Raw genomic sequence first — 26,254 nt, forward strand, 5'->3', positions numbered from 1 at the left:
CATGAACCGTTCACGTTTGCTGCGCAGGCGAGCGGCGCTTTACGCCGTCGCCGCCTGCCTTGCCGCCGCGGCTCTCGCAGTGCCGGCCGCGGCGCAGCAGGGCGCGCCTGCGGCGCCCGGCGCCGGAGCGAAGCATTCGCCGTACCGGCCGGACCTACCGCGGCGCGCGAGAACCTACTACATGATGACGAGGGGGATCGACAACCTGAAGGTGCACCGCATCGCATCGGACAACCTGATCCGCTTCAGCTACCGCGTGACCGACCCCGTTGCCGCGAAGCGGCTCGCCGACAGGAGCGCGACGCCTTATCTGTACGGACAGACGAGTCACGCGCTGCTGGAGGTGCCGGTGATGGACAAGGTCGGCCAGCTGCGGCAAAGCGGCGGCATCGAGACCGGCCGGGAATACTGGATGGTGTTCTCGAACAAGGGCAACGTCGTCAAGGCCGGCGAGCGCGTGAATGTGATCATTGGATCGTTGCATATCGACGGGCTGGTGGTCGAATGACGATCCGGCCGCGATTTGCGGCACAGGGAGAGGAGAAGACTCATGACCCGGTTTCTTTCGATAGTGATTGGGGCGGCCTCGCTGGCCGGTTTGCTCGCGTCGGCCCCCGACGCGATCGCGGCTTCGGCGGCGGGGACCGCCCAGGCCAGGGCCGCCGCATCGACGGGGCGCATGAGCGCTGCGCAGATCGTCGAGCGCAACGTGGCGGCGCGCGGCGGGCTGCAAGCGTGGCGCACGGTCAATACGTTGACGCTGTCGGGGCTGATGGAGGCGGGCGGCACGAAGAACACCGCGCTGCCGTTCGTGATGACGATGAAGCGCCCGCACAAGAGTCGCTTCGAAGTCCGCTTCAACGAACAGACGGCGCTCCAGGTCTATGACGGCACGCAAGGCTGGAAAGTCAGGCCGTTTCTCGGCCGTAACGAAGTCGAGCCCTATACGCCTGCCGAGGCGAAATCGGCGGCGCAGTCTGCGGAACTGGACGGGCCGCTCGTCGATTACGCGAGCAAGGGCAGCACGGTCCAGGTGCTTGGCTCGGAAACGGTGGAGGGGCATCGCGCGTACGTTCTGAAGGTGACGACGAAAGAGCGGGCGGAGCGTCGCGTGTGGATCGATGCGGCCACGTTTCTCGAACTGAAGATCGACGGCGAGCCGCGCGTGCTCGACGGCAAGACGCACAGCGTCGCCATCTTCTATCGCGATTACAGGAAGGAGAACGGCGTCGTCGTGCCGCATACGCTCGAGACCGTCGTGAGCGGCGCCAAGCAGACGCGCAAGATTACGATCACGCATGTCGCGCTGAACGAGCCGGCCGACGATGCGATGTTCGGCAAGCCGCCGCTCACCGTCGCGAAGGCTGCGAGCCGTTAGTCTCCAGCCACTGGTCAGGCATCCGAACGGAGGGGGGTAGGAGGCCATGAGACGAATCGAATCGTGGGTGCTCGCCGGCTGCGTGACGGCGGCCCTATGCGCGTGCGAGCAAATGCCGGGGAATGGTCTCACCGCGGACCAGATCGTCGAGAAGAACATCGCGGCGAGAGGCGGGCTCGACGCATGGCGCAAGATCGAGACGATGGTGTGGTACGGCCATGTGGACAGCGCGAACGCCCCCACGCGGAACATGCCGTTCATCCTCGGGATGAAACGCCCGAACAAGACACGCTTCGAGCTCACGGTGTCGAACCAGAAGGCCGTGCGCATATTCGACGGCAGGGAGGGCTGGAAGCTGGGCGCGAGCAGCGGTGGCGGCGCGATTCCTCGGCCGTACACGACGGACGAGTTGGCGTCCGCGCGCGACGAGCAGGTTATCGACGGGCCCCTGATCGACCATGAAGCGAAGGGGGTCGGCGTGACGCTGGAAGGTGTCGACCAGCTCGGCGGGCACAATGCGTACCGCCTCGCGGTGAAGCTGCCTTCCGGCGCGATCCGCCATGCGTGGATCGACGGTCGGACGTTCCTGGACGTGAAGTACGATCGTGAGGTGCAGGGACCGCGCGGTACGGTCACCGTCGAGGTGCGTTACAGCGAGTACAAGTCCATCGACGGCCTGCAGATCCCGCTCAGGATCGAGAGCGGAACGGCGGTCTCGCCGACCAAGGACACGCTGATCATCGACAAGGTGTCGCTGAATCCGCCGCTCGGCGATGCGCTCTTCGCGCGGCCCGTAGCGCCGGGCGGACGCCGTCCGGCGTCGATCGATGCCAACGTGTCGCCGGCGCCGCCGGGCGCCGGCCGGCCGACGGCACGACCATGAACGGCATCAGGGGGCGACTGCGCGCCCTCGCGGCGGCGCGCCCGCCGGCCTCGCGCGGGCGGCTGGTGCGGTGGGTGTTGCTGGCCGCGTTGTGCGTAGGCGTGGGCCACGCGCTCGGCGACGAGGCCGCGGCGCCCGTCGTGCCGGCGGACGCGGGAGAAGCGATCTTCCAGCGCGGCATCCTCGGTTCGGGCGCACCGCTCGAAGCCGTGCATCAGGACGGCGTGCGCCTGCAAGGCGCCGCCGCCGCCTGCATCAATTGCCATCGGCGCAGCGGGCTGGGCTCGAAGGAGGGCAACAACACCATCCCGCCGGTCACGTGGCGCTACCTGGTGCATCCGCGCGCGCAGACCGCCGAGGATCTCGACATTCCGTACGTTTCCGGCATGCGCACCGATCGCGAGCCGTACACGGAAGAACTGCTCGCACGCGCCGTGCGAGACGGAATCGATTCCGAGGGCAAGCCGCTCGGCAGGCTGATGCCGCAATACGCGCTCGGCGACGCCGACATGGCCGCGCTGACCGGCTATCTGAAGCGTCTCGATCGCCGCAAGCCGTCGGGCGTGACGGACACGGTGCTGCATTTCGCGACGATCGTCACGCCGGACGCGGACCCGGTGAAGCGCGCGGGCATGCTCGACGTCCTGCAGCACTACTTCGCGGACAAGAACGCGTTTCCGTTCGGCGCGACGCCGCCGCTGCGTTCCACGCGAAAAATGATGTTCATGGTCAATCGCCGCTGGGAACTGCATGTGTGGGAACTGAAGGGGCCGCCGGACACGTGGCGTGCGCAATTGACGCAGTTTCTCGCCCGGCAGCCGGTGCTGGCCGTGGTGTCGGGGCTCGGCGGCAGGAACTGGGCGCCCGTCCACGACTTCTGCGAGGCGGAGGCCGTGCCCTGCCTGTTTCCGAACGTCGAAGTGCCGGTCGAAACCGACCACGATTTCTATTCCGTGTACTTCTCGCGCGGCGTGCTGCTCGAGTCGGACCTGATCGCGAAGCGCATCCTGGACGAAGCCGGTGCGCGGCCGCCGCCGCAAGCGGTGAAGACGGTCTGGCAGGTCTATCGCACCGGTGACAACGGCGAGCGTGGCGCACGCGCGCTGGCTGCCGCGCTGAAGGCGCACGGCATCGCCGTGTCGAATCGCGCGCTTGGATCCGGCGACAGCGTCGCGAGCGCATTGCGCCGGCTGCCGCGCGGCGACGTGCTCGTGCTGTGGCTGCGGCCGCCGGACCTCGCGGCGCTCGCTCACGTGCCGCCCGCGTCGGACACGGTATTCATGTCGGGGCTGCTCGGCGGGCTCGACAATACGCCGCTGCCGACGAGCTGGCGCGGCGTGACGCGCATCGCCTATCCGTTCGACCTGCCCGAAGGGCGGCGAGTGCGCGTCGACTATGCGTTCGGCTGGTTCTCGATCCGGCAGATTCCGATGGTCGCGCCGCAGGTGCAGGCGGACACGTATCTCGCCTGCGGCCTGCTCGCCGAGACGCTCAGCCATCTGGTCGATGCGTTCGTGCGCGAGTATCTCGTCGAGCGCATCCAGGACATGCTCGAGCGCCGCATCCTGACCGGCTACTACCCGCGCCTGACGCTCGCGCCGGGGCAGCGCTTCGCGTCGAAGGGCGGCTATATCGTCCGCTTCGCCGGGCCGGATCGCCTGAAGCTCTCCGCCGACGGGGGCTGGATCGTCCCCTGAGCGGCCGCGCGCGCCGAGATGGAGTAGGGATCAGACCGCGTAAGGAGGGAGTCGCCCCATGCCGGTTTTCATGGGCGTTTCGCACAATGAAGACATCGCCCGACGTGCGCATGTCGCGTCGGAACGTGGCGACACACGGCATGGGGGGAAACAGCCATGACAACGTTCCTAGTCGGCCATCGCGCGCGTCCTCGCTGGAGGCATTGCGGCTGGATGGCCATGCTCGCGATGCTCGCGTTGCTGCAGGTGTCGGCCGCACGGGCGCTGCCGATCTTCGCGCGGCAGACCGGGCAGAGCTGCGTCGCATGTCATGCCGGCGGACAGTTTCCGGAACTCACGCCGTACGGACGCTTGTTCAAGCTGAACGGCTATACGCTCGGCGAGCGAACGATTCCGATCGCCGCGATGGCCATCGGCGATCTGAGCACGACGCGCGGCAACACCGACTCCAGCGGCAACAAGATCAATCCGAAGAACGGGTTGCCGATCTTCGATTTCGCGAGCGTGTTCCTTGCCGGGAAGATTACCGACAAGATCGGCGGCTTCGCTCAGTTTACCTATGCGAACTACGATCATCAGGACGGTAGCGGCAAATGGAAAGGTCAATGGTCATCGGACAATACCGACATCCGCTTCGTCGACCGGATCATCTCCAGTGCGAACGACCTGATCCTCGGCGTGACGGTACACAACAATCCGACCGTGCAGGACGTCTTCAACACCGCGCCGGCGTGGGGCTATCCGTACATTGCGTCGTCGATCAGCCCGGCCGCCGGCATTCCTGCGCTGCCGGTGCTCGAAGGAAGCCTCGCGATGCAGGTCGTCGGCGTGGGCGGGTACGTGTACTGGAACAAGACGGTGTATGCGGAGCTGACCGCCTACAGTACGGCCGACGGCATCTGGTCGTTCCTGAGTCACGGGAACAAGCCGGGGAATCCGGACCACCCGCAGGTTTATCTGCGCGGCTACAACCCGTATGCACGCATCGCGCTGACGCGCGAATGGGGTCCGCATAGCCTGATGGTCGGCGCGTTCGGACTGAGCGTCGACATCTATCCGAACGACCCGAACAATCTCCCGATCTTCGGCAGCGGTGTCACGCGTTATCGCGACTACGGTTTCGACGCGCAGTACCAGTACCTGCTGGAGCCGCACACGATTACTGCGCAGGCGCGCTACGTGCGCGAGAACATCCACGATCCGAACAACTTCGTGCTGGGGGACAGCCCGTCGGCGAATCTCAACTCGCTGCGGCTCAAGGCGTCGTACATCTACCAGAACAAGTATGGCGTGAGCCTGTCGTTCTTCAATACGACCGGGACGACGGACAGCACGCTGTATGCGGGCAGCGCGAACTTCCATCCGAACACGCAGGGCTGGACGCCGGAAATCTTCTGGATACCGGTCCAGTACGTGCGCGTCGGCCTGCAGTACACGCATTTCACCCGCTTCCTCGGCGCGGCGACCAATTACGACGGCATGGGGCGCAATGCGAGGGACAACGACACGCTGTTTCTCTATCTATGGGTCGCATCGTTCTGACATCCCGTCCGGCGTTTCCCGCACACCGGACCGACCGAAGCACGCGCGGCGAGCGGGTGTCGCGCATCTCGCATCGCGTCGCGATGCGGGCACGTATCCCTGTCGAACGGAATCGGTTCGGCAGGCGACGGAAGTTGCGGCAAGGAGGTGGCTGACATGAACAAGGTGGCCCATATCGTCTCGCTCGCGATGGTGCTGGCCGGGGCCGGTTGCCACGACCTGGAGCGGTCGCGGCAGGTCGACAACCCGGCGGTGCCGGGCAAGACCATCGCGCTGCAGGTGTGTTCGAACTGCCATGGCGCGACCGGCGTGTCGGTGTCGCCGATGTTTCCGAAGCTGGCCGGACAGCGCAAGGAGTACCTCGTCGATCAGTTGACCGACTTCAAAAGCCACGCGCGTGCCGATCCGAACGCGAAGCGGTACATGTGGGGCTTCACGCATCTGACCGACAAGCAGATCGACGAGCTTGCCGCCTATTTTTCTGGCCAGGCGGCGGAGCCGGGCGAAGCCGGCGATCGCACGCTGCTCGACGCGGGCAAGGCGATCTTCGTGGGGGGCCTGCCGGACAAGGGCGTTGCGGCCTGTATCGGGTGTCATGGCCAGCATGGCGAGGGCATGAGCCGGTTTCCCCGTCTCGCCGGCCAGCATGCGGACTACGTGGTGAAGCAGCTCACGATTTTCCGGGAAACCGATACACGGCCACGCGGCGCGATCATGAAGTCGGTATGCGCGAACATGACGGAGCAGGACATGCGCGCCGTCGCGGCCTATGTCGAGGCATTTCCGGCGGAAGCCGGCGTATCGGCGAGCCCGCCGGCAGCCGGTGCATCGGCGAGCCCGCCGGAAGTGGGCGTATCGGTGAACCCACCGGAAGGGGGCGTACCGTTGAACCCGCCGGAAGTCGGTGCGTCGCCGAGCCCCGCGGAAACCGGTGCATCGATGAACCCGCCGGAGGCCGGTGCACCGACGAACTCGCCGGAAACCGGTACATCGGCGAGCCCGCCGGCCGAAAAATGAGCAAGCGCCGCCGGTTCGGCGTCGCATGCGGCACGTGCCGCGCGGCGGGCAGGCGACCGGCGCCGGCAGTGATCATTTAGGTGTTTCGTCTCCCCCGGGGCGGGGCACCTCTTTTTCTTCCAATCCTGCGCGGTTCCGTTCCGGTGAATACGATGAAAGCGATGCAATCCTCTCGCGACAGCGCGGCGTCGGTCGCCAGGCTGCCGTATCGGCGACAACACGCGTCCGCCGCGGTTCGTGCATGCGAGCCGGGCGACGATCGTCCGTTCCTCGCACGCCTGTCGCTGATCGACTGGCTGTTCGCACTGGCGCTCGTGGTGGGCGCGGGCTATGCGCTCGTGCACTACGACGCGCGCATGGATTACTACGACAAGGCCGTGATGATCGGCACCGTGCCGGCGCTCGTCACGCTCGGCTGGCGCTGGAAGCCGGTGCGGCTGATGATGGCGTCGATCGCCGTGCTGTCGCTGCTGTCGATCCAGATCTACCAGGGCGATCTCGCGCGCGCCGATGCGGCGTTCTTCCTCAAGTACTTCCTGTCGAGCCAGTCGGCGATCCTGTGGATGAGCGCGCTGTTCGTGCTCGCGACGGTCTTCTACTGGATCGGCTTGCTCGCGCGCTCGGAAACCGGCGCCGCGATCGGCCAGAAGCTCACGTGGGTCGCCGTGCTGATGGGCTTCACGGGGCTGATGGTGCGCTGGTACGAGTCCTACCTGATCGGCGCCGACGTCGGGCATATCCCCGTATCGAACCTCTACGAGGTGTTCGTCCTGTTCAGCCTGATCACCGCGCTGCTCTATCTGTATTACGAGGGCCATTACGGCACGCGCTCGCTCGGCGCGTTCGTTCTGCTGGTCATCAGCGCGGCGGTCGGCTTCCTGATGTGGTACTCGGTCGCGCGCGATGCGCAGCAGATCCAGCCGCTCGTGCCTGCGCTGCAGAGCTGGTGGATGAAGATCCACGTGCCGGCGAACTTCATCGGCTACGGCAGCTTCGCGCTGTCGGCGATGGTGTCGGTCGCGTACCTGATGAAGGAGCGCGGCGTGCTCGCCGATCGCCTGCCGACGCTCGAGGTGCTCGACGACGTGATGTACAAGTCGATCGCGGTCGGTTTCGCGTTCTTCACGATCGCGACGATCCTCGGCGCGCTGTGGGCGGCCGAGGCATGGGGCGGGTACTGGAGCTGGGACCCGAAGGAAACCTGGGCGCTGATCGTGTGGCTGAACTACGCGGCGTGGCTGCACATGCGGCTGATGAAGGGCCTGCGCGGCGCGGCTGCCGCGTGGTGGGCGCTCACGGGCCTGCTCGTGACGACGTTCGCGTTCCTCGGCGTCAACATGTTCCTGTCCGGGCTGCACAGCTACGGGAAACTTTGACGCGCACGCATGATGTCCTACCGCTTTCTACCCATGTGTTTCGGTGGGCATTCCCACTTCAAGCGGGTTGCGCGCCGGACCAGAATGTCGTTAGAGGGGCCGCTGCATGCCTGACGTGAGGTGGGGGGAGTCGCCATGAGACGCATCTATTTTCTGTTGCCGACGCCGCAATGCGCGCAGTCGATCGTCGACGAGTTGCTGTTGCTGCATGTCGAGTGGCGGCATATTCATTTCATCGCGAATCACAGCGTCGTGCACGATGGTTTGCAGGAGGCCACGCTGACGCAGCGCAGCGACTTGCTGCCGTCGCTTGCACGCGGCACGGTGGTCGGTTGCGCGACCGGGGTGCTGCTGGGGCTGATCGCGCTGGCGTTCCCGCCCGCGGGCCTGCCGATCGCCGGTGCCGGCTTCGTGACGATCACGTTGTCCGGCGCCGGCTTCGGTGCCTGGGCGGCGTCGATGATCGGCGTCAACGTGCCGAGTACACGCCTGAGGCGTTTCGAAGAAGGCATCGAGCGCGGCGAGCTGCTGATGATCCTCGACATTCCGAAGGACCGGGTCCACGAGATCGAGCACCTGATCGAGCTTCACCACGCCGAAGCGCATCTCGAAGGCGAAGATCCGACCATTCCCGCCTTTCCCTGAGCCGTCGGCCGGCCGGCGTGGCTCGGCCATGTTGCCGGGCGTCGCGGCGGCGCGATATCCGGCAACGCGTTCGTATGCGCCGCACGGACTGCGGCGCGTATTGCCGGAAACTTCGGCCGGAAACATCGGCCGCACACATCAGCCGCACACATCAGCCGGACACATCAACTCGAATCGAGGAGCCGCTTGTAGCGCGAGAGCACGCGCGGGACATACACGCGCGTTTGCGGCGATGACGGAATGCGATAGCCGGCGCGAATCACGGCATTTTCTCCGGCATTGTAGGCGGCCAGCGTGAGTTCGACGTTGTCCTTGAACATGTCGAGCAGGAAGCGCAGATAGTGCGCGCCGGCCAGCACGTTGTCGCGCGGATTGAACATGTCTCCGCTCGAAAAACGCCGCGCGGTGTCGGGCATCAACTGCATGAGCCCTTGCGCGCCCTTGTCCGAGACCGCCTTCGGGTTGTATCCCGATTCGACGTCGATCACCGCGCGCAGCAGCTCGGGCGGAACGCGAAACGCGCGGCTCGCTTCGTCGATCACGTCGGCGAACGAGGACAGCGCGCCGCGGGCCAGCTTCGATGCGCCTTGCTTCATGTCGGGTGGGGCGGGCGCGGCGCTCGCGACGATCACCTTCAGGCCGGCCGTGCCGGGTTCGTTGGTGAGGACGATTGCGCCAGTGCTGGTGACCGTGCCGAAGATTTGCGCGTTCGCGCTGCACGTCCACGCCGAGCCGAGTGCCACGCATGCGGCAGCGATCGCGATTCCCAATCCGGATAAAGGTCGACGGTGCATCTTCCAGGTCTCCTGCACCTGGATTGTCGGCGACGGGAAATCGGATCGGCAATGGGGCACCCCCCTACACTTCGAGGGCAAAACGGCGGCCAAAACGGCGACCGCAAAAAACGGTGCAAAATTGTTACCCCCGTAACGGTGGGTAATTGGTGGTAACTAACGAAGATTGACAATCCTTACTGCGCACCGTTGGTTTCTTCTCGATTTGGCGTCGTCGCGGCGGGAATGTTTTCATTCATGCTGAAACGCGAGTGGCATTCCCGCTATCGGTAATCACACTGACGCGCTGAAAAACCTGAAGTCGATACAGTTTTGAAACATTTCAGGAGGGTGGCGCGGTCGCGCCGCGGACCGGCGCAATCCGGCGCGCCGCCGCCGCAGGCTCGGCGCGCGGTGGCGCGATCCTTGCTGCAGCGACACGCATGGCTGTCGGTTGCCGCGAATATCGATAATGAATCTGGGCAAGGGGAAACCACGCAGCGAGCGTGTCCGGAACTGCGCAGGATGTGCCGATACGGCACGCCGCGCAGGAATGGAGAAACGGGGGAGTGACGGTCGTGAATACCAAATGTCGCGTTGTAATTGCAGAGGACCATGACCTGCTGAGAAATGGTCTGCGGTCGATGCTGTGCGCGCAAGGCGACTACGACGTCGTCGGCGAGGCACGGGACGGCAAGGAGGCGTGTCATCAGGCGCTGGCGCTGGCTCCCGATCTGATCCTGATGGATCTGTCGATGCGCGGGATGAACGGCATCGATGCGAGCGCAACGATCAAGCGGCGCACGCCGACGGTCCGGATCATCGCGCTCACGGTTCACCAGAGCGAGGAGTATGTGCGGGAGGCGCTGCGCGCCGGGGTCGACGGTTACGTGCTCAAGGACGTTTCGTTTGACGAATTGCTGCTCGCGATGCGCATGGTCAGGCAGGGGAAGAAGCATCTGAGCGCGGACGTGTACGGCTACATGGTCGACTCGTTCGTGACCGGCCGCGAAATGCCTGCGCCGAGAAAGGCCTGGGACATCCTCACCGCGCGCGAGCGTAGCGTGCTGAAGCTGATTGCCGAAGGGCGCACCAACCGGCAGGTCGGCCAATACCTGAATCTGAGCCCGAAGACGATCGAGAAGTATCGGGCGAGCATGATGCACAAGCTCCATCTCGCGAACCTGACGGAACTGGTGCTGGTCGCGATGAGCATGGGTCTGTTGACCACGCTCGCGGCGAAGTGCGCGGAACCGGATGCGGACGACGTGCCGACTCACACGATCGACGACGTCAGGGCTCCGGAAGATGCCGGCGCGCATGCGAGACTGGACGATTATCCGCTCGGCGGCGTGAAGGATTAACCGCTGGATTAACCGCGGGATCGACTGCGGGATCGACCGCGATCGCGCGCGTCAGCCGGCCCAGCTCGCCGAGATGAGCGTGCCCGTGGTGGCCGACGACTGGATCGAGAACGTGCCGCCGTGCGACTCGACGCGGTGCTGCATGCCGATCAGGCCGAGCCCGTCCGTGTGCGCGTCTTCCGTCGTCAGCGGGCGATGCTCGTAGCCGATGCCGTTGTCGCGAATCGTCAGCAGCAGGCCGTCGGCGTCGTGGCGCAAGCCGAGTACGATCTCGGTGGCCTCCGCGTGCTTGACGATGTTGTTGAGCGCCTCCTGCGCGACCCTGAACATGTCCGCCTTCAGATGGTCGGGTATGTCGTCGTCGTCGACATCGCAATTGAACTCGACCGTCAGCGTGTTCACGTCACGCTCGATGCGCCGGCACAGCGAAGCGAGGGCCGCCGACAGGCCGAGCTTGTCGAGCATCGGCGGCCGCAATTCACCGCATATCTGCCGGACTTCGCCGATCGTTTCGCGGATCCGGAGCACCGTCGAATCGAGCAGATTCGCCGCCTCGTCGATTTCGCCGCGACGAATGCGCATCAGCGCGTCCTCATTCATCAGCTTGATGAGCGTCAACGCCTGACCGAGCCCGTCGTGCAATTCCGCGGCAAGCCGGTAGCGCTCCTTCTGCTGGCCCATCAGCAGATAGGCGTGGCGGGCAGGCGTGCCCGCGTAGCGCTCCGCGGCTGCATCGGGCGGCTCGGGCTCGAGGGCCGGCGGTTCCTCGAACAGCGTCAGCAACAGGCGGGTGCTGGTTGCCGTGGCGGGAAGCGCCTGCTGGTGCACCATGAACTGCGCGGGATGGCCGGTTCGCCCGCTGAGCATCGCGGTGAACGAATGACAGGGAAGGGTGGTGCCTCTCGACAATTCGTCTGCCAATTCGGCGTGCGTATCGTCGAGCGCCATGTCGAACAGACGCTTGCCGACGAGCTCGGTGTTCGAATAGCCGAACAGCGCCGCGGCGCTGCGATTCGCCGACACGAAGGTTCCGTCGGCCGTGAGAACGGCAAGGGCGGCGCCGCGTGCATCGGTGACGATACCGGCGTCGCGATCGTCCGCGCGCACCGCACCGCGAAGCTTGCGCATCGCATCGATCAGATCGAGCAGCCTGATTTGTGGCCTGGCGGGCTGGCGTTCAATCATGGGAGCTCCCGATGCGCAGGTTTCAGGAAATCGTAAGGTTTCTGCCATTCTAGGACGCGACCGACGCAAGTCGCAACAAGGGGAATGCGCGCGGGAGCGTAGGGATATCCCGGCAGTCGCCGGCGGGTATTCCGGCAAGCGGACATACCCTACCGGCCTTTGGGGGGCGTCATCCCATGACGCTCGCGACCAAATTCAAGACACTGCGCTGACGAGGCTCGGAAACCGCCATTGCCTTGTTTATCGTCAGGGGAGGTCGGTATGAAACGGATTGCCAGATCGACGATGGGGGCATTCGTGGTGGCGAGTGTCACGATCGCCGCGACCGCCGCGTGGTGCGCGCCCGTCGATGGCGTCGCCGAGGGCGCGGGCGAGAACGTCAGCGAGCACGTCGGCGAACATCCCGCCGCGAGTGTCGATGAACATGCGATGCCGGCGATGCCGGCGATGCCGGCGATGCCGGATGCTGCCGCGAGCGCCGACGACAATGCGATGCCGGGCGCTGCCATGAGTGCCGGCGAGAACGCGATGCCGGATGCTGCCATGAGTGCCGGCGAGAGCGCGATGCCGGACACCGCCGCGAGTGCCGGCGACCACGCGATGCCGGACGCCGCCGGGCACGTCATGGAGCACGACGCGCAGGGCGCTGCCGGGAGCGCGGTCAAGCAAGTTGATGAAAGCACAACCGAAAGCGCACCCGGAAAAACCGCTGAAAGCAGCACCGGGGACGCCGCCGGACCCGCCACGGAAAACGCCGCGCCACACACCGCCGGGGCCGCGACCGAAGCGGCCGGCATGCACATGCATCACGTCGTGATGCCGGGCACGATGCACACGACGGCCCAATACACGCTGCCGACGGTCGACCTCGTGCGCGACGACGGCAAGACCGTGTCGCTGGTCAAGGAAGTGGACGACGGCAGGCCGGTGATCCTGACGTTCATCTACACCACCTGCACGACCATCTGTCCGATGATCAGCCAGACGCTCGAGCGGCTGCAGGGCGAGCTGGGCCCCGACCGCGACAAGGTGCACATCGTATCGATCTCGATCGATCCGGAGCAGGACACGCCGGAGCGGCTCAAGGCCTATGCCGCGCACTTCGAAGCCGGGCCCGAATGGCAGCACTACACGGGCACGGTCGAGGCGAGCCTCGCGGCGCAGCGCGCGTTCAACGTCTTTCGCGGCGACAAGATGAATCACACGCCGGTGACGTTCATGCGGTCCGCGCCCGGCCAGCCGTGGCTGCGCATCGACGGCTTCGCGACGCCGACCGAACTGCTCGCGGCCTATCGCGACGTCGTCGCTTCCAACTAGCAACGCGTCCGTCAGGGAGCGTCGAAATTGGAAAAGAAGCATCGCGTGCTGATCGTCGAGGATCAGCATCTGCTGCGGCTCGGTCTCAGCCACATGGTGTCCGAGCTGGACGACTACTGCATCGTCGGCGAGGCGAGCGGCGGGTTCGAGGCCTGCCGTCTCGCCGCGCAGACGCTGCCCGACCTGATCCTGATGGATCTGTCGATGCCGGGCGGCAGCGGCTTCGAAGCGATCGCCGCGATCAAGCGCGATGCGCCGCGTACGCGGATCATCGTCCTCACCGTCCATCGCAGCGAAGACAACGTCAGGGAGGCGTTCGCGTCCGGTGCGGACGGCTACGTCGTCAAGGATTCGTCGTTCGCCGACCTGGTCCGCGAGATGCGCTTCGTGATGCAGGGCAAGTGCGTGATCAGCCTGGACGCGTATCGGGCCCGCGCCGGCCTGCAGGGGCTGCGCGAGGCGAGCGCGCACAAGGCGCGCCTGTGGAATGCGCTGACGAACCGCGAGCGCACGGTGCTGCGTCTCGTCGTCGAGGGGCACACGAGCCGGCAGGTCGGCGAGTGCCTGCAGCTCAGCCCGAAAACGGTGGAAAAGCATCGTGCGAACCTGATGCGCAAGCTCGGCATCGTGAACCTGACCGGCCTCGTCCACTTCGCGATCGACATCGGCGTGCTCGCGCTGACCGACGACGACCGTGTGTGAAAACCCTCCATCGCGCCATGGCGCAACTGGGGGGGATCTACCCATGTCGATGGACGGCCCTCCCTACTTCTGACGCGTATCGCCCTGAACAAGAATGCAATCAAAGGCTTCAGCGGTGCTGAAGCGGCAGGCGATACAGGGAGAAAGCCGTGCGCGACGAATTGTCCTCGATCCGGCCCGGCATGCCGGGGCAGCAGCGGCAGGGCGGCGGGCTCGCTCGCCGCATCCGTGCGAACCGCGGCTTCACGCTGCTCGAGCTGCTCGTCGTGATGGTCATCATCGGGTTGCTGGCGGGGCTCGTCGCGCCACGGTATTTCGAACAGGTCGGCAAGTCGAACGTGAAGATCGCCCGTGCGCAGATCGTGTCGCTCGGCCAGGCCCTCGATCAGTACCGGCTCGACGTCGGGGTCTATCCGACGACCGAGGAAGGGCTGGACGCGCTCGTCAACAAGCCGCAGAGCGCGCCGCGGTGGAGCGGCCCGTATCTGCAGAAGGCGGTTCCGGCGGATCCGTGGGACCGTCCGTACCAGTATCGCTCGCCCGGCGAGCACGGCGACTACGACCTGTATTCGCTCGGCAAGGACGGGCGCGGCGGCGGCACCGGCGAGAACGTGACGATCTCGTCGTGGTAGGGCGGCGCGGCCCGGCGGCCGTGCCTGTCGTGAGCAGTCAGCAAGGAGAGTCGACGTGAAGTTCGTGCTGCGTGTCTTCGATACGAATGGCTCGGTCCAGACGCTTCGCCTCGACAGCGATTCGCCGGCGACCGCGGCGGCGCTCGCGCGCTCGCGCGGCCTGCGGGTCGTGTCGGTGAGCACCGACGCGCGGCGGCAGCGGCGCGGCGCGCGCCGGTTCGGCATGCCGGGCGCGCGGTTCGACGTGGCGATGTTCGCGCGCGAACTCGCGGCGCTGCTCGACGCGGGCGTCGGCGTGGTCGACGCATTGCGCACGCTCGGCGGCAACGTGCGGCGCGAAGCGTCCGCGCAGGTGTATCGCGACCTGCTGCGGCAACTGGAGGAGGGGCAGTCGCTGTCGGCGGCGCTCGAGCATGCGAGCCCGATCTTCCCGCCGGTGCTGGTCGCGTGCGTGAAGGCGAGCGAGCAGACCGGCGGCCTCGCCGCGAGCCTGACCCGTTACTCGCGCAATAGCGCGACGCTCCACGAGCTGCGCGCGCGTGTCGTGTCGGCGGCGATCTATCCGACCGTGCTGCTGTTCGTCGGCGCGGCCGTCGTGTTGTTTCTGCTCGGCTTCGTGGTGCCGCGGTTCGCGTCGCTCCTCGAACACAGCGGCCGCGAACTGCCGCTGATGTCGCGGCTGCTGATGGCGTGGGGCGGCATGGTGCACGCGCACGGCGCCGGGCTGGCGGCTGCGCTCGCGGTGCTGGCCGTGGCAACCGGCGTGGCGCTGCGCCGGCCGGCGCTGCGGATCTGGATCGCCGATCGCCTGCTGGCGCTGCCCGGCATCGGGCAGCATTTCCGCGTGTTTCGCCAGTCCCAGTTCTATCGCACGACGGCGATGCTGGTCGACGGCGGCATTCCCGCCGTTCGCGCGTTCGATCTGGCGCGCGGCCTGGTAGGCCGCGCGGACCAGGCCGCGCTCGCGGGCGCGCTGCAGCAGGTCCGCAATGGCGCGCGGATCTCCGATGCGTTCCAGCAGGCCGGCCTCGCGAACGCGATCGGCTACCGCCTGCTGACGGTCGCCGAGAAAACCGGCGGCCTCGGGCCCGTGCTCGACCGGATCGCCGCGTTCCAGGAAGCACAGGTGTCGCGCACGATCGACCTGATCTCGCGACTGATCGAGCCCGCGATGATGATCGTGATCGGCGTGGTGATCGGCGGCATCGTCGTGCTGATGTACCTGCCGATCTTCGAGATCGCGTCGAGCATTCAGTAGGCTGATCTGGAGACACGCGTGGATACCGTCACCCCCCCACCGGAAGACCTCCCCGACGCGGGCCCCGCGTTGCGCGACGTCCTGCGCGCGCTCGGCAAACAGCACGGCTCCGGCCTTCGCGCGCTCGAAGTGCTGACGGCGCAGACGGCGCTCGGCGCGGACGAGATGCGCGCGCAGCTCGCCGCGCAATTCCGGATGAAGCCGATCGGGATGCGCGAGCTGGGCCGCCTCGAGCCGGATTTCGACACGGTGCCGTTCGTCGACGCGACGGCGCGCCTGTGCGTGTGCTTCCGCGATCCCGACGGCGGCGACGCGCGCTTGTTCGCGATCGCCGATCCGCTCGATGCGCGCACGCGCGGCTGGGTCGAACACCGGATGCGCGCGCGGCCGGCGGTGCCGTACGGCTGGGCGCTCGCGAGCGCCGGGGATCTCAACGCGTATCTGACCGTGCGCGAGAAGGATATCCGCGCGATGGACTCGCTCGCGTTCGACGATCCGATCCAGAACGCGCCCGATCCGGCGTCGCTCGCGCTGACGCTGCAGGGCATCAGCAACGACGACAGTCCGGTGGTGCGCCTGCTCAATTCGACGATCTACGATGCGCTCAAGATGCTCGCGAGCGACATCCACCTGGAATGCCGCGCGAACGGCCTGATGATCAAGTGCCGTGTCGACGGCGTGCTCACCGTGGTGGGCCGCGTCGAGGGCCGGGAGGTCGCCGATCAGGTGCTGTCCCGCGTGAAGGTGATCTCCGAGCTCGATATCGCGGAGCGCCGCGTTCCGCAGGACGGGCGCTTCAAGGCGATGTACGCCGGGCGCGAGATCGATTTCCGCGTGTCGATCATGCCGAACCAGTTCGGCGAGGACGCGGTGTTGCGGATACTCGACCGCTACCAGCTGTCGCAGGCCGCGGGCGGCCTGACGCTCGAGGCATTGGGCTTCCAGCCGGGCGACACGCGCTTCATGCGCTCGGTGGCGTCGATGCCGTACGGGATGCTGCTCGTCACGGGGCCGACCGGCAGCGGCAAGACCACGACGCTTTACGCGATCCTCACCGAGATCAACAACGGTCTCGAGAAGATCGTGACGATCGAGGATCCGGTCGAATACCAGCTCGGCGAAATCCTGCAGATTCCGGTCAACGAGGCGAAGGGCCTGACTTTCGCGCGCGGGCTGCGGTCGATCCTGCGGCACGACCCGGACAAGATCATGGTCGGCGAGATCCGCGATCCGGAAACCGCGCAGATCGCCGTGCAGGCCGCGCTGACCGGCCACCAGGTGTTCACGACCGTGCACGCGAACAACGTGTTCGACGTGATCGGCCGCTTCACGAACATGGAGGTCGATCCGTACAGCTTCGTCTCCGCGCTCAACGGCGTGATCGCGCAGCGGCTGCTGCGCCAGTGCTGCCCGGATTGCCTGGCCGAGGACGCGGTGGACGCGGATGCGCTCGCCCGCTCGGGCATCGACCCGGATACGGCCGGCAGCTACCTGTTTCGTCGCGGCACCGGGTGCGCGATGTGCCGCGGCAGCGGTTATCGCGGCCGGCGTGCGATCGCGGAGGCGCTGCGCATGAACGACGAGCTGAGGCAACTGCTGTCGGAGCGCGCGCCGCTCGGGCACATCAAGGCGGCGGCGCTGCGCCACGGGATGACGACGTTGCGATCGGCGGCCATCGAACTGGTGCGGCGCGGCGAAACGACGCTCGAGGAGATCAATCGTGTCACGATGGTTGAATAACCCGCTTGCGGTCGGCATCGGGACGCGCGAGATCGTCGTCGGCGTCCGTTCGCCCGCACTGTGGCGACCGCGCAAGCGCGCGTTCGCCGCCGATCCGGTCAGCGTCGCGATTCCCGACGCGCAATTCGGCAGCGAGGCGGGCGTGCTCGACGCATTGCGCGCCGCGCTGGCCGCGACAGTCGCGACTTCCGGCGGCGCGGCCGATGCCGCCGTCACGCACGGGCACGCGCGCAGCCCGATGTCGCCGACGCGCGGCGCGCACGTCGTGCTCGACGATTTCTGGTGCCACCACGCGATCTTGCGCGGCGACTTCCGCGCATTGCGCATGCGCGAACTCGAAGAAATCGTGCTCGCCCATTTCTCCGACACGTACGGGGTCGACGGTGCATCGCTGGTCGTGCGCTTCTGCGTGCAGCAGCGCGGCCGCGCGCTCTTCGCCGGTGCGCTGTCGCGCACGCTGCACGACGGCATCCATGACGCGGCGGCGTCCGCCAGGGTCCGCGTCTGCAGCCTGAGATCGGGGCTTCCGGAGACGCTGAATCGCATCGCGGTGAAAGCCGGCGACGATGCGCTGCTGATCGTCGTCGCCGATGCGTTGATGCAGGCGGTCATGATCGAGCGGGGCGGCTGGGCCGCCTACGATGCGCAACGCCTCTTTCCCGGCGAGTCCGGCGACGCATCGCGGCTGACCGAACTCGCGGAGCAGTTGTTCGAACGTTCGGCAACGCGGGCCGGCATGAAGCGCGAGGACTGCCCGGTCTACCTGATCGGGATCGATACCGACTTCGCGCCGTTCGGCGCGCGCTTCGCGGCCGCGGTACGGCTGCCAGGGCCGGCGCTCGACGGCTCGCCCGCGAGCCGGCTGATGGAGTACGCGCCATGATGCCGATGCTCGATATCGACTTTTGCCGGCGCGGTGCCCGCACCGGGACGAGCGGGGTGATCCTGCTGGGCGTCGCCGTGCTGCTGTGCGCCGCGTGCGGCGCATGGCTGTGGCATGCCTATGCGGAGAACGACCGCGCGCGGGCGAACGTGGAGGCCGCCGAGCATCGGACGCTCGCGCAGCGGCACGTCGTGAAGCCGCCGCCGACGGCGGCCGCGAAGCTCGCGGAAAAGCAGAGCCAGGCGGTGCTGCGCGAACTGACCGTGCCGTGGCAGACGCTGTTCGCGCTCGTCGAGGACTATCCCGACCATGACGTCGCGCTGATCGGCATCGACCAGAACCCGGCGCAAGGCCAGATCCGCATCACGGCCGAAGCGAAGAATCCGGACGCGATGATCGCGTACCTGAAGTATCTGCAGACGAGCGTCGTGCTGCGCGAAGCGGTGCTCAACGGTCATCTCGTCGAGGACAACGTACCGGGCAAGCCGGTGCGTTTCCAGATCACGGCCGTCTGGAGGACGTCATGAAAACCGATCGGTTGACGGACCGCCTGGCCACGCTGCGTTTCGAGTTGCGGCGCGCATTCGGTCTGCCGGGACTCGTCGGCCTGCTGCTGATCGGCGCGGCGGCCATCGCGGTCGCGGCGATCGCCAGCCTGGAAGCCGATACGCGTGCGATGCAGGCGCCGGCCGGGCTCGTGCGGGCGACGCACGGCCATCGTCCGGTCGCGGTGCGCGGCGCGCAGGCGGACGCGGTGGCGCTCGACGCGTTGCCCGAGCTGTTCCCGCGCTTCTCGCAAAGCGCGGACGACATCGCGTCGATCTTCGCGCAGGCGCGCGACAGCCATCTGACGCTCGGTTCCGCCGAGTACCAGGTGACGACCGAGTCGGGCGCGCACTTCGCGCGCTATCAGGTGCTGCTTCCGGTCAAGGATCAGTACGGCGCGATCCGGCAATTTCTGGCGTCGGTGCTCAATCACGTGCCTAACGCGGCGCTGCAGGAAATCCACGTCGAGCGCCCGGCGGTGGGCAGCAACATCCTCGATGCGCGCGTGCGCTTCGAGCTCATCTACCGGAGCACCCAGCCATGATTTCCGCCGCCATGAAGCCCGCGTCGCACCGGCGCATCGCGCTGGCGCTGTGCTGCGTCCTCGTTGCCGGCGCCGGGTATCGCGTGCTGGTCGCGGCGATGCAGCAGCCGGCAGCGGTCCCGGCATTCGGCGGCCTGCATCGCGACGGCGGGCGTACGCCGCCGGCGCGGAACGCCGCGCATGCGGCGGCCGCGCACGCCGCGGTGCCCGCGTCCGTGTCTGTGACCGCGCCACGACCTGCGTCGGCCGGCGTGGCAGCGGCGACGCCGCAGGAGAAGCTCGCCGCGTTGCGCGCGCCGGTGTCCGTCGAAGCGGCGCACGACCCGTTCACCGCGTCGTCATGGCTGCCGCCGCCCGTCGAAGTGCCGACGCCGCCCGAATCGCGCCCGGCGCCGCCGTCGGCGCCGCCGGTTCCGTTCACCTATGTCGGCGAGCAGGACGCCAAGGCGGCGAAGCCGCAAGTGTTTCTCAGCAACGGCGATCAGTTGCTGATCGTTTCGCCAGGTGACGTGATCGATGGCCAGTATCGCGTCGAGTCGGTTTCGGAGTCGAACGTGGTGCTCACCTATCTGCCGTTGAACCAGGTGCAGGTGCTGGCCATTCCAAGGGAAAAGTAGATGAAAACCTCATGCACACGGGGTGCGCGCCGCGTTGGGGACAGCGGCCCATCGACACGCCTTTCGCCCTTCACGACGTTCGATTTCCGGCACGCGCCGGCGAGCCGGATCGCGACGAAACGCGCACTGGCGATCGCCGTGGCGCTGCTCGCGTGCGGCGGCTGCGCGCATGTGCCGAACGTGCACGACGATCCGACCAATGCGCAGGTGAGGATCGACGCGATGCACGCGCGCGACGCCGAAGTCAACCAGTTGCTCGATAACGCCGACCAGTTCCGCAAGCAGAACCAGTTCGACGATGCGGCCCGGTCCGCCTACATGGCGACCGAGCTCGATCCGTCGAGCGAGCGCGCCCGCAGGATCGGCACGATGATCGAGCAGGACCGCAAGCATCTGGCGATCCTGCAGGAAGCGGACCGCATGATGAAGCGCGGCTCGTACGCGCAGGCGGCCGAACGCGTGCATCGCGTGCTGGTCGAGGATCCGTCCAATGCGATGGCCGCGCGGATGCAGTCGGAGCTCGACGACAAGCGTCGGCAGCAGCACTCGGAACGGGACGACAAGCTCGCCGCTTCGTCGATCATGCGCACGCCGGTGTCGCTGCAATTCCGCGACGCGAACGTGCGGATGGTGTTCGAGGCGTTGTCGCGGACGTCGGGGCTGAACGTCATCTTCGACCGCGACGTGCGTGCCGACCTGAAGACGACGATCTTCGTGCAGAACGCGTCGCTGCAGGACACGGTCGACATGATCCTGTTGCAGAACCAGCTCGACAAGAAGCAGATGAACGCCAACACGCTGTTCATCTACCCGGCGACGCCCGCGAAGCAGCTCGAATACCAGGAGCTCAAGGTGCGCACGTTCCAGCTGTCGAACGTCGACGCGAAGCAGGTCCAGTCGCTGCTGAAGGGCCTGTTGAAGGTGAAGGAGGCCGTGATCGACGAGCGCGCGAACACCGTGACGATCCGCGGCACGCCGGACATGATCAAGGTCGCCGACGAGATGATCGCGGCCCAGGACCTGCCGGAGCCGGAGGTGATGCTCGAGGTCGAGGTGCTGGAGGTGTCGCACGAGCGGATGTCGCAGCTCGGCATCAACTGGCCGAACTCGTTCACGGTATCGACGCCGAGCACGGCGAATACCTGGGGCGTGCTGCACCATCTGCCGGTCAATGCGCTGAATGTCAGCGGCCTGTCCGCCACCGCGGACTTCAAGCTCACGGACACCGATGCGAACCTGCTCGCGAGCCCGCGCATCCGCACGCGCAACAAGGAGAAGGCGCGCATCATGATCGGCGACAAGGTGCCGGTGATCTCGAGCTCGAGCACGCCGAGCACGAGCGGCCCGTCGTTCACGCAGATGATCCAGTACCTCGATGTCGGCATCAAGCTCGAGGTGGAGCCGCAGGTCTATCGCGACGGCGACGTCGGCATCAAGCTGAATCTCGAGGTCAGCAACATCACCAATACGATCCAGAGCAGCAATTCGCAAGGGCTGAACTCGCTCGCGTATCAGATCGGCACGCGCAGCGCGTCGACGAGCCTGCGCCTGCGGGACGGCGAAACCCAGATCATGGGCGGGCTGATCTCGGACGAAGACCGCCGCAACGCGAACAAGGTGCCGGGGCTCGGGCAACTGCCGTTGCTCGGCCGCCTGTTCTCGGATCATGAAGGCGATCACAAGAAGACCGAGATCGTGCTGCAGATCACGCCGCACATCGTCCGGCCGCAGGTCGCGGCGGATGCGGACACGCAGGAAGTGTGGTCGGGCACCGACGTCAACGTGCACGCCGACCAGTTGCGGCTCGATCCGGTGGCGCTGAACGCGGAAGATGCCGCGGCAACGGCCGCGACGCCCGTGACGAAGCCGGTGCCCGGCAGCGTGGGCGGCGGCACCACGGGCGGCAAGGCGCCGTCGCCGCTGGAGGCGGCGGCGAACCGGGCGCAGCCGTCGCCGGAGAGCGGGGCGTTCGGGCAGATGCCCGTCGCGCCTCGCACGACGCCGCCGCCCGACCCGTACGGCGGGCGTTTCTCGAGACCGCAGCCCGCGCTGCCCGCGCCCGCGGCGGGCGCGGCACCCGCGGATGGTGCGGCGCAGGCGGCCGAGCCGGCGGGCAACGAAGCAGCGCCGGCCCCGGGCACGAGCGTGACGCCGGTGGCGTCGCCGGCCGTGCAGGCTGCTGCACCGGCTGCACCAACTGCACCAACTGCACCGGCCGCGCCAGCAGCGCCGCCTCCGACGCTGCAGATGCCGGCGGGCGATATCCCGAGCGATAACCCGCTTCACTCGATTCAGAACGGGAATTGAACCGTGGCTACCCGGACCGGCACGACGCGCAGCGGCTGCACCGGCCGTCCGGGGCAGCGTGGCTTCACGCTGATCGAGATGGTGATCACGCTCGCGCTCGTGGCGATACTCGCGCTCGCGGTCATGCCGTTTTCCGAGCTGGCCGTGCAGCGCCAGAAGGAGCACGAGCTGGGCGCCGCGTTGCGCGAGATCCGCACCGCGCTCGACGCGTACAAGGACGCCAGCGATGCGGGGCAGATCGAAAAGGAAGCGGAAGCGTCCGGCTATCCGCCGTCGCTGGCCGTGCTGGTGACCGGCGTGAAGAACGCCCGGGATCCGAAGGGCGGGCTGCTGATGTTCCTGCGTCGGGTGCCGCGCGATCCGTTCTTCGCGGGCGATCCCGACACGCCCGCCGAGGAGACCTGGGACGTGCGCGCCTATGGCACGCCGCTGGATCCGGCGGCCGGCGATCAGGCGGCCGGCGGTCCGCCGGGCGGCGATCCATCCGGGAGCACCGAGGCCGGCAAGGACGTGTTCGACGTGACGTCGAAATCCGCGGCCGTCGGCATCAACGGCATCCCGTACAAACAATGGTGACGGTGCAACATGAAACACGCTCGCACGCGCAGGCCGCGCGGATTCACGCTGATCGAGATCGTGGTCGTGATGGCCATCATCGGCCTGCTCCTGACGTTGGCCGTGCCGCGCTACATGCACAGCATCGAGCGCGGGAAGGAACAGGTCCGGCAGCAGAACATCGCGGTGATGCGCAATGCGATCGACCAATACTACGGCGACAACGGCCAGTACCCGGAGACGCTCGACGAACTGGTCGCGAAGCACTATCTGCGTTCAGTCCCGCTCGATCCGGTGAATGGCGACGACAAATGGGCGGCGGTCGCGTCGCCGGACGAGTCGAAGCCGGGCGTCTACGACGTGGCGCCCGCGAGCAGCCCGCAGGGTGCGCCGCCGAGCGCGACTGGAGCGGCGAAATGAGCCGGGCCGGCCGGACGGCACGCGACGGCGCGCACGCGCGCGCGATGCGCGGCCGCCCGCGTGCCGCGCGTCAGCGCGGGCTCGTGCTGCTGGCGCTGCTGATCGCACTGATGCTGATGTCGATCGCACTGGCAGGGGCGCTGGATGTCTGGTCGCTGCAACGGCGCCGCGAGGACGAGCGGCAACTGCTGTTCGCCGGCGATCAGTACCGCAAGGCGATCATCCGCTACTACGGTCTGGCGCGCGCGTACCCGCAAACCGTCGACGACCTGCTGGACGACAACCGGTTCGTCAAGCCGATGCATCATCTGCGCCGCGCGTATCGGGATCCGATTACCGGACAGAACGACTGGGCGTTCCTGTGGCGGGGCGATCGTTTCTATGGCGTCTACAGCAACGCGGATCAGGCGACGGTCAAGCGGGCGGGATTTCCGCTGCGATACATGGACTTCGAGGGCGAGAAGACCTACCGCAAGTGGAAGTTTCTGTACCTCGCACCCGGCCTCGGCTTGCCGGCCAGCGACGCGGCGCCGGCGTCCGCGGCTGCGCCTGCCCAGGCGGCGAGCTTCCCGAGCCTGTCCGGGTTCGCGGGCGGCTACCTGCCGGGGCGGGCGCCGTCCGGCCTGCGTTGACGGGCGACCGGTCGCCGTGCGCCCCCGGCGCGCGCGCAAAAAAACGCGACGCCCGCACTGGGCATCGCGCACAAACCGGCGTGGAGCGCCGACGAAAGAACGGTGATGAAGAAAGGGGCGCCCGGCCAGGGACGCCCGGTTAGGGGCGCCGGGCCAGGGGCGGCCGGCCAGGCGCGCAAGCCCCCCTCGCGCGAAGCGCTCAGGCCTTCGCGAGCTTGATGCCGGTCTGCTCGGCCGTCAGGTAGCCGACGCTGGCGCCGAAGCGGTCCTTGAAGTTCGCGCGCACGAGCGGGTCGAGCGTCGGCTTGACCTTGTCGTGCAGCGGCGTTTCCCAGTCGCCCGCGTGCTGGAAGTTGCTCATGATGTAGGTCCAGCCGTTGATCTCGTCGACCGCGTGCAGGCCCGTCGATTCGGCGCCGGCCGGGCACGACAGCACGCGCACGAGCGACTTCGTGTCGACGTTGTAGGCCCACAGGAAGTTGTTCACGTGCATGCCCGAGTCTTCGCCGATGAAGAGCGTGCGCAGCTTTTCGGAGAACTTCAGGTTGTCCGGGTTCGCGATCCTGTCCGGGTTCGCGAGGTTGCCGAGCCCGTCGGCCGCGGCGAGATCCTCGCCGACGAGCGCGGCCGGCGCGCCCATGTCGACCGGCACCCATTCGCTGTCGATCGCGCTGCCCGTCGTGTCGCGCTGGCTGCCCTTCAGGTTCAGCGCGTAGACGGCGCCCGCGGCGATCTTCTTGTCGACCGCGACGTCGCGCGACACCGCGTTGCCCTTGACCATCGACGTCTCGATCCGCGACATCGCCGTATAGACGATCTTGTCCTTCGCGTTGACGGTCGTGCCTTCGAGCTTCGTGAACGCCATGCTGCCGCCGAGCAGCGCCGCGTAGCGGTGCGTCTCGAGGAACGCGGCCGCCTTTTCCATGCCCGGCTTCACGCGCATCCAGTTGAACTTGCCGCCGAAGTGGATCTTCGTGTAGCTCGCATCGTTCGGGTCGGTGGTCGTCAGGTCCATGATGTCCGACGCCTTCAGCGTGTTCGCGAGCGCTTCGATCTCGCTGCTCGTCGCGTGGCCGATCCTGATCCACGTGAGCGTCGCCGTGCCCGCGCCGGCGGACGACGTCTGCGTCCACTTCGCGACGTACAGCGTGCCGGCCGACAGGTCAGCCGCCTTGTCGGCGACGAACATGAACAGGCCGCCGTTGGTTGCGTCGTCACCCATCATCACGGTGCGCTGGTCCGGCATCACCTGGATCAGCTCGTGCGAGATGCGGCCGAGGCAGTAGTGCTTCTTCACGGTGCCCGTGCCGTCCGCGTTCACGGTGATCTCGGGCAGGTGGCCGTAGTGGTAGGGGTTCGCCTTCGTCTCGTCGCCGAAGGTGTTCTTGCTGAACGCCTTGAACTGCGCGTCGGTCGCGGCCTTGGTCGCGTCCGGCTCGTACTCCTCGCTCGACAGGTGCGTGCCCCACGGCGACAGGCTCGCGCCGCAGGTGATCCACAGGCCGTGCGCCTTCGACGTGTCGACGTTGTGGTACTTGACGACCTTCAGCGCGCCGGTGGCCGGATCCTGGTCGAGCGTGAGCACCGCGATCGGCGACGGCAACTGGCCGTACTGCGATGCGCTGGCCTGGTCGCGCGTCGTGTATTCGAATTGCACGACCGCGAACACCGTGTTGCCCTTCACGCCGGGCACGTTCGCGTTCTTCAGCGTGAGCAGCGAGCTGCCGTCCGGGCAGTCGGAATAGAACTGGCGCTCCTTGCCGGCTACCGAACGGTCGATGATCGGCTGGTTGTTGATGTCGTAGTAGCCGCCCGCGAGCGTCGTGCCGCCCTTGCCGTCCGGCACCATGTCGCCCGTCACGAAGAACGGCCGGTACGCGAGCTTGAAGTTGCGCGACGAGCCGTCCGAGAACGACACCGACAGCGTCGAGCCGACCGTCGTCGTGGCCATCGCGGCCGCGTTGTCGAGCGTGGGTGCGGCCATCGCCGAGAATGCCGCGGACGTATAGGCGGCGGCGACCGGGGCCGGCGTCGACGCCGGATTGTCGTCGCCGCCGCAACCCGTCAGCAGGGCCGGCAGCGCGAGGCCGGAAAGGGGCAGCATCGGCGCGCCGGCGAGGATCTTCAGGGCCTGACGACGGGCAGCATTGGGCAACGCGGGCATGTGGAGTCCAGTTTCAGTTGTTGGAAGAATGGCCTTCGCGAAGCGGAAGCAGGCGATCGGCAAGCTCCGCGAAGGCA

General features: G+C 67.1%; 25 protein-coding genes and 1 pseudogene. 22 read left to right on the top strand and 4 right to left on the bottom strand.

All coding sequences use genetic code 11. From position 1 onward, the window contains the following. Window position 1: 1 nt before the first annotated feature. The 8 genes from ABD05_RS11610 (at window position 2) to ABD05_RS11645 (ending at window position 8,538) form a co-directional block, all read left to right on the top strand. The gene (locus ABD05_RS11610; protein ID WP_047900245.1) at window positions 2-508 is read left to right on the top strand and encodes a hypothetical protein; all 507 of its coding nucleotides are present in this window, start codon (window positions 2-4) and stop codon (window positions 506-508) included. Between the two features lie 42 nt (window positions 509-550). Then, window positions 551-1,378 carry an outer membrane lipoprotein-sorting protein gene (locus ABD05_RS11615; RefSeq protein WP_175804791.1) on the top strand — a complete coding sequence of 276 codons (828 nt, stop codon included), beginning with the start codon at window positions 551-553 and terminating at the stop codon, window positions 1,376-1,378. A gap of 46 nt (window positions 1,379-1,424) precedes the next feature. Next, the gene (locus ABD05_RS11620) at window positions 1,425-2,261 is read left to right on the top strand and encodes a LolA-like protein (protein ID WP_047900247.1); all 837 of its coding nucleotides are present in this window, start codon (window positions 1,425-1,427) and stop codon (window positions 2,259-2,261) included. Beyond that, on the top strand, window positions 2,258-3,958 hold the full coding sequence (locus ABD05_RS11625) for a cytochrome c family protein (protein WP_148669070.1): 1,701 nt from the start codon (window positions 2,258-2,260) through the stop codon (window positions 3,956-3,958). The genes ABD05_RS11620 and ABD05_RS11625 overlap by 4 nt, the downstream gene beginning before the upstream one ends. A 156-nt stretch (window positions 3,959-4,114) precedes the next feature. Beyond that, complete coding sequence (locus ABD05_RS11630) at window positions 4,115-5,500, top strand: hypothetical protein (RefSeq protein ID WP_053059934.1); 1,386 nt, start codon at window positions 4,115-4,117, stop codon at window positions 5,498-5,500. A 156-nt stretch (window positions 5,501-5,656) separates the two neighbouring features. Further along, the gene (locus ABD05_RS11635; protein ID WP_082146086.1) at window positions 5,657-6,517 is read left to right on the top strand and encodes a c-type cytochrome; all 861 of its coding nucleotides are present in this window, start codon (window positions 5,657-5,659) and stop codon (window positions 6,515-6,517) included. A gap of 152 nt (window positions 6,518-6,669) precedes the next feature. Continuing rightward, window positions 6,670-7,893 (top strand): c-type cytochrome biogenesis protein CcsB, encoded by a 1,224-nt coding sequence (ccsB, locus tag ABD05_RS11640; protein ID WP_420796349.1) that lies wholly within the window; start codon window positions 6,670-6,672, stop codon window positions 7,891-7,893. 135 nt (window positions 7,894-8,028) lie between these two features. Further along, entirely contained in the window at window positions 8,029-8,538 is a 510-nt protein-coding gene (locus ABD05_RS11645) for a cytidylyltransferase family protein (RefSeq protein ID WP_047900249.1), read from the top strand. Between the two features lie 164 nt (window positions 8,539-8,702). Here ABD05_RS11645 and ABD05_RS11650 read toward each other — a convergent pair whose 3' ends face one another. After that, on the bottom strand, window positions 8,703-9,332 hold the full coding sequence (locus ABD05_RS11650; RefSeq protein ID WP_047900250.1) for a lytic transglycosylase domain-containing protein: 630 nt from the start codon (window positions 9,330-9,332) through the stop codon (window positions 8,703-8,705). Window positions 9,333-9,889: 557 nt separating this feature from the next. On the opposite strand from ABD05_RS11650, the gene ABD05_RS11655 reads away from it, so the two are divergent. Continuing rightward, window positions 9,890-10,675, top strand: coding sequence for a response regulator (locus ABD05_RS11655; RefSeq protein WP_047901171.1), 786 nt, complete (start codon window positions 9,890-9,892; stop codon window positions 10,673-10,675). Window positions 10,676-10,726: 51 nt separating this feature from the next. Here the strand turns inward: ABD05_RS11655 and ABD05_RS11660 are convergent, their stop codons facing one another. Together ABD05_RS11660 and ABD05_RS38890 are read right to left on the bottom strand one after the other, a co-directional pair. Then, a complete protein-coding gene (locus tag ABD05_RS11660) occupies window positions 10,727-11,860 on the bottom strand; it encodes a sensor histidine kinase (protein ID WP_047900251.1) in 1,134 nt (377 codons plus the stop codon). A 149-nt stretch (window positions 11,861-12,009) separates the two neighbouring features. Then, window positions 12,010-12,405 carry a hypothetical protein gene (locus ABD05_RS38890; protein WP_238594069.1) on the bottom strand — a complete coding sequence of 132 codons (396 nt, stop codon included), beginning with the start codon at window positions 12,403-12,405 and terminating at the stop codon, window positions 12,010-12,012. A 232-nt stretch (window positions 12,406-12,637) separates the two neighbouring features. On the opposite strand from ABD05_RS38890, the pseudogene ABD05_RS38895 reads away from it, so the two are divergent. The 13 genes and pseudogenes from ABD05_RS38895 to ABD05_RS11725 all read left to right on the top strand — a co-directional run. Continuing rightward, window positions 12,638-13,177, top strand: a pseudogene (locus ABD05_RS38895) (SCO family protein); the annotation flags it as partial. 27 nt (window positions 13,178-13,204) lie between these two features. Next, entirely contained in the window at window positions 13,205-13,879 is a 675-nt protein-coding gene (locus ABD05_RS11670; protein ID WP_047900252.1) for a response regulator, read from the top strand. Between the two features lie 182 nt (window positions 13,880-14,061). Further along, the gene (gene gspG / locus ABD05_RS11675) at window positions 14,062-14,511 is read left to right on the top strand and encodes a type II secretion system major pseudopilin GspG (RefSeq protein WP_047900253.1); all 450 of its coding nucleotides are present in this window, start codon (window positions 14,062-14,064) and stop codon (window positions 14,509-14,511) included. 55 nt (window positions 14,512-14,566) lie between these two features. Further along, window positions 14,567-15,769 (top strand): type II secretion system F family protein, encoded by a 1,203-nt coding sequence (locus ABD05_RS11680; protein ID WP_047900254.1) that lies wholly within the window; start codon window positions 14,567-14,569, stop codon window positions 15,767-15,769. Between the two features lie 18 nt (window positions 15,770-15,787). Continuing rightward, the gene (locus ABD05_RS11685; protein ID WP_141684965.1) at window positions 15,788-17,509 is read left to right on the top strand and encodes a GspE/PulE family protein; all 1,722 of its coding nucleotides are present in this window, start codon (window positions 15,788-15,790) and stop codon (window positions 17,507-17,509) included. Beyond that, window positions 17,490-18,392, top strand: coding sequence for a hypothetical protein (locus ABD05_RS11690; protein WP_047901173.1), 903 nt, complete (start codon window positions 17,490-17,492; stop codon window positions 18,390-18,392). Before ABD05_RS11685 ends, ABD05_RS11690 begins: the two co-directional genes overlap by 20 nt. After that, window positions 18,389-18,919, top strand: coding sequence for a membrane protein (locus tag ABD05_RS11695; RefSeq protein WP_047900256.1), 531 nt, complete (start codon window positions 18,389-18,391; stop codon window positions 18,917-18,919). Before ABD05_RS11690 ends, ABD05_RS11695 begins: the two co-directional genes overlap by 4 nt. Beyond that, window positions 18,916-19,482 carry a hypothetical protein gene (locus tag ABD05_RS11700; protein ID WP_047900257.1) on the top strand — a complete coding sequence of 189 codons (567 nt, stop codon included), beginning with the start codon at window positions 18,916-18,918 and terminating at the stop codon, window positions 19,480-19,482. The genes ABD05_RS11695 and ABD05_RS11700 overlap by 4 nt, the downstream gene beginning before the upstream one ends. Next, window positions 19,479-20,099, top strand: coding sequence for a hypothetical protein (locus ABD05_RS11705; RefSeq protein WP_047900258.1), 621 nt, complete (start codon window positions 19,479-19,481; stop codon window positions 20,097-20,099). Before ABD05_RS11700 ends, ABD05_RS11705 begins: the two co-directional genes overlap by 4 nt. After that, window positions 20,100-22,406: a type IV pilus secretin PilQ gene (locus tag ABD05_RS11710; RefSeq protein WP_047900259.1), complete on the top strand. Its 2,307-nt coding sequence runs from the start codon at window positions 20,100-20,102 to the stop codon at window positions 22,404-22,406. Window positions 22,407-22,409: 3 nt separating this feature from the next. Further along, window positions 22,410-22,982: a type II secretion system protein gene (locus ABD05_RS11715; RefSeq protein ID WP_047900260.1), complete on the top strand. Its 573-nt coding sequence runs from the start codon at window positions 22,410-22,412 to the stop codon at window positions 22,980-22,982. Window positions 22,983-22,991: 9 nt separating this feature from the next. After that, window positions 22,992-23,381, top strand: coding sequence for a type II secretion system protein (locus tag ABD05_RS11720; protein WP_047900261.1), 390 nt, complete (start codon window positions 22,992-22,994; stop codon window positions 23,379-23,381). After that, window positions 23,378-24,013, top strand: coding sequence for a hypothetical protein (locus tag ABD05_RS11725; protein WP_063847280.1), 636 nt, complete (start codon window positions 23,378-23,380; stop codon window positions 24,011-24,013). The genes ABD05_RS11720 and ABD05_RS11725 overlap by 4 nt, the downstream gene beginning before the upstream one ends. A 199-nt stretch (window positions 24,014-24,212) precedes the next feature. On the opposite strand, the gene ABD05_RS11730 is transcribed toward ABD05_RS11725, so the two are convergent. Then, window positions 24,213-26,177, bottom strand: coding sequence for a PhoX family protein (locus ABD05_RS11730; protein ID WP_047900262.1), 1,965 nt, complete (start codon window positions 26,175-26,177; stop codon window positions 24,213-24,215). Window positions 26,178-26,254 lie beyond the last annotated feature (77 nt).

This window comes from Burkholderia pyrrocinia, assembly GCF_001028665.1.
In the GTDB taxonomy this organism is placed as follows: domain Bacteria; phylum Pseudomonadota; class Gammaproteobacteria; order Burkholderiales; family Burkholderiaceae; genus Burkholderia; species Burkholderia pyrrocinia.

What these genes read in the sequence shown, in the direction of transcription:
- ABD05_RS11610 (WP_047900245.1), top strand. Translation starts at nt 2, where the DNA reads ATGAACCGTTCACGTTTGCTGCGCAGGCGAGCGGCGCTTTACGCCGTC.
- ABD05_RS11615 (WP_175804791.1), top strand. Translation starts at nt 551, where the DNA reads ATGACCCGGTTTCTTTCGATAGTGATTGGGGCGGCCTCGCTGGCCGGT.
- ABD05_RS11620 (WP_047900247.1), top strand. Translation starts at nt 1,425, where the DNA reads ATGAGACGAATCGAATCGTGGGTGCTCGCCGGCTGCGTGACGGCGGCC.
- ABD05_RS11625 (WP_148669070.1), top strand. Translation starts at nt 2,258, where the DNA reads ATGAACGGCATCAGGGGGCGACTGCGCGCCCTCGCGGCGGCGCGCCCG.
- ABD05_RS11630 (WP_053059934.1), top strand. Translation starts at nt 4,115, where the DNA reads ATGACAACGTTCCTAGTCGGCCATCGCGCGCGTCCTCGCTGGAGGCAT.
- ABD05_RS11635 (WP_082146086.1), top strand. Translation starts at nt 5,657, where the DNA reads ATGAACAAGGTGGCCCATATCGTCTCGCTCGCGATGGTGCTGGCCGGG.
- ccsB (WP_420796349.1), top strand. Translation starts at nt 6,670, where the DNA reads ATGAAAGCGATGCAATCCTCTCGCGACAGCGCGGCGTCGGTCGCCAGG.
- ABD05_RS11645 (WP_047900249.1), top strand. Translation starts at nt 8,029, where the DNA reads ATGAGACGCATCTATTTTCTGTTGCCGACGCCGCAATGCGCGCAGTCG.
- ABD05_RS11650 (WP_047900250.1), bottom strand. Translation starts at nt 9,332, where the DNA reads ATGCACCGTCGACCTTTATCCGGATTGGGAATCGCGATCGCTGCCGCA.
- ABD05_RS11660 (WP_047900251.1), bottom strand. Translation starts at nt 11,860, where the DNA reads ATGATTGAACGCCAGCCCGCCAGGCCACAAATCAGGCTGCTCGATCTG.
- ABD05_RS38890 (WP_238594069.1), bottom strand. Translation starts at nt 12,405, where the DNA reads ATGGCAGCATCCGGCATCGCGTTCTCGCCGGCACTCATGGCAGCGCCC.
- gspG (WP_047900253.1), top strand. Translation starts at nt 14,062, where the DNA reads ATGCCGGGGCAGCAGCGGCAGGGCGGCGGGCTCGCTCGCCGCATCCGT.
- ABD05_RS11695 (WP_047900256.1), top strand. Translation starts at nt 18,389, where the DNA reads ATGATGCCGATGCTCGATATCGACTTTTGCCGGCGCGGTGCCCGCACC.
- ABD05_RS11700 (WP_047900257.1), top strand. Translation starts at nt 18,916, where the DNA reads ATGAAAACCGATCGGTTGACGGACCGCCTGGCCACGCTGCGTTTCGAG.
- ABD05_RS11705 (WP_047900258.1), top strand. Translation starts at nt 19,479, where the DNA reads ATGATTTCCGCCGCCATGAAGCCCGCGTCGCACCGGCGCATCGCGCTG.
- ABD05_RS11710 (WP_047900259.1), top strand. Translation starts at nt 20,100, where the DNA reads ATGAAAACCTCATGCACACGGGGTGCGCGCCGCGTTGGGGACAGCGGC.
- ABD05_RS11720 (WP_047900261.1), top strand. Translation starts at nt 22,992, where the DNA reads ATGAAACACGCTCGCACGCGCAGGCCGCGCGGATTCACGCTGATCGAG.
- ABD05_RS11725 (WP_063847280.1), top strand. Translation starts at nt 23,378, where the DNA reads ATGAGCCGGGCCGGCCGGACGGCACGCGACGGCGCGCACGCGCGCGCG.
- ABD05_RS11730 (WP_047900262.1), bottom strand. Translation starts at nt 26,177, where the DNA reads ATGCCCGCGTTGCCCAATGCTGCCCGTCGTCAGGCCCTGAAGATCCTC.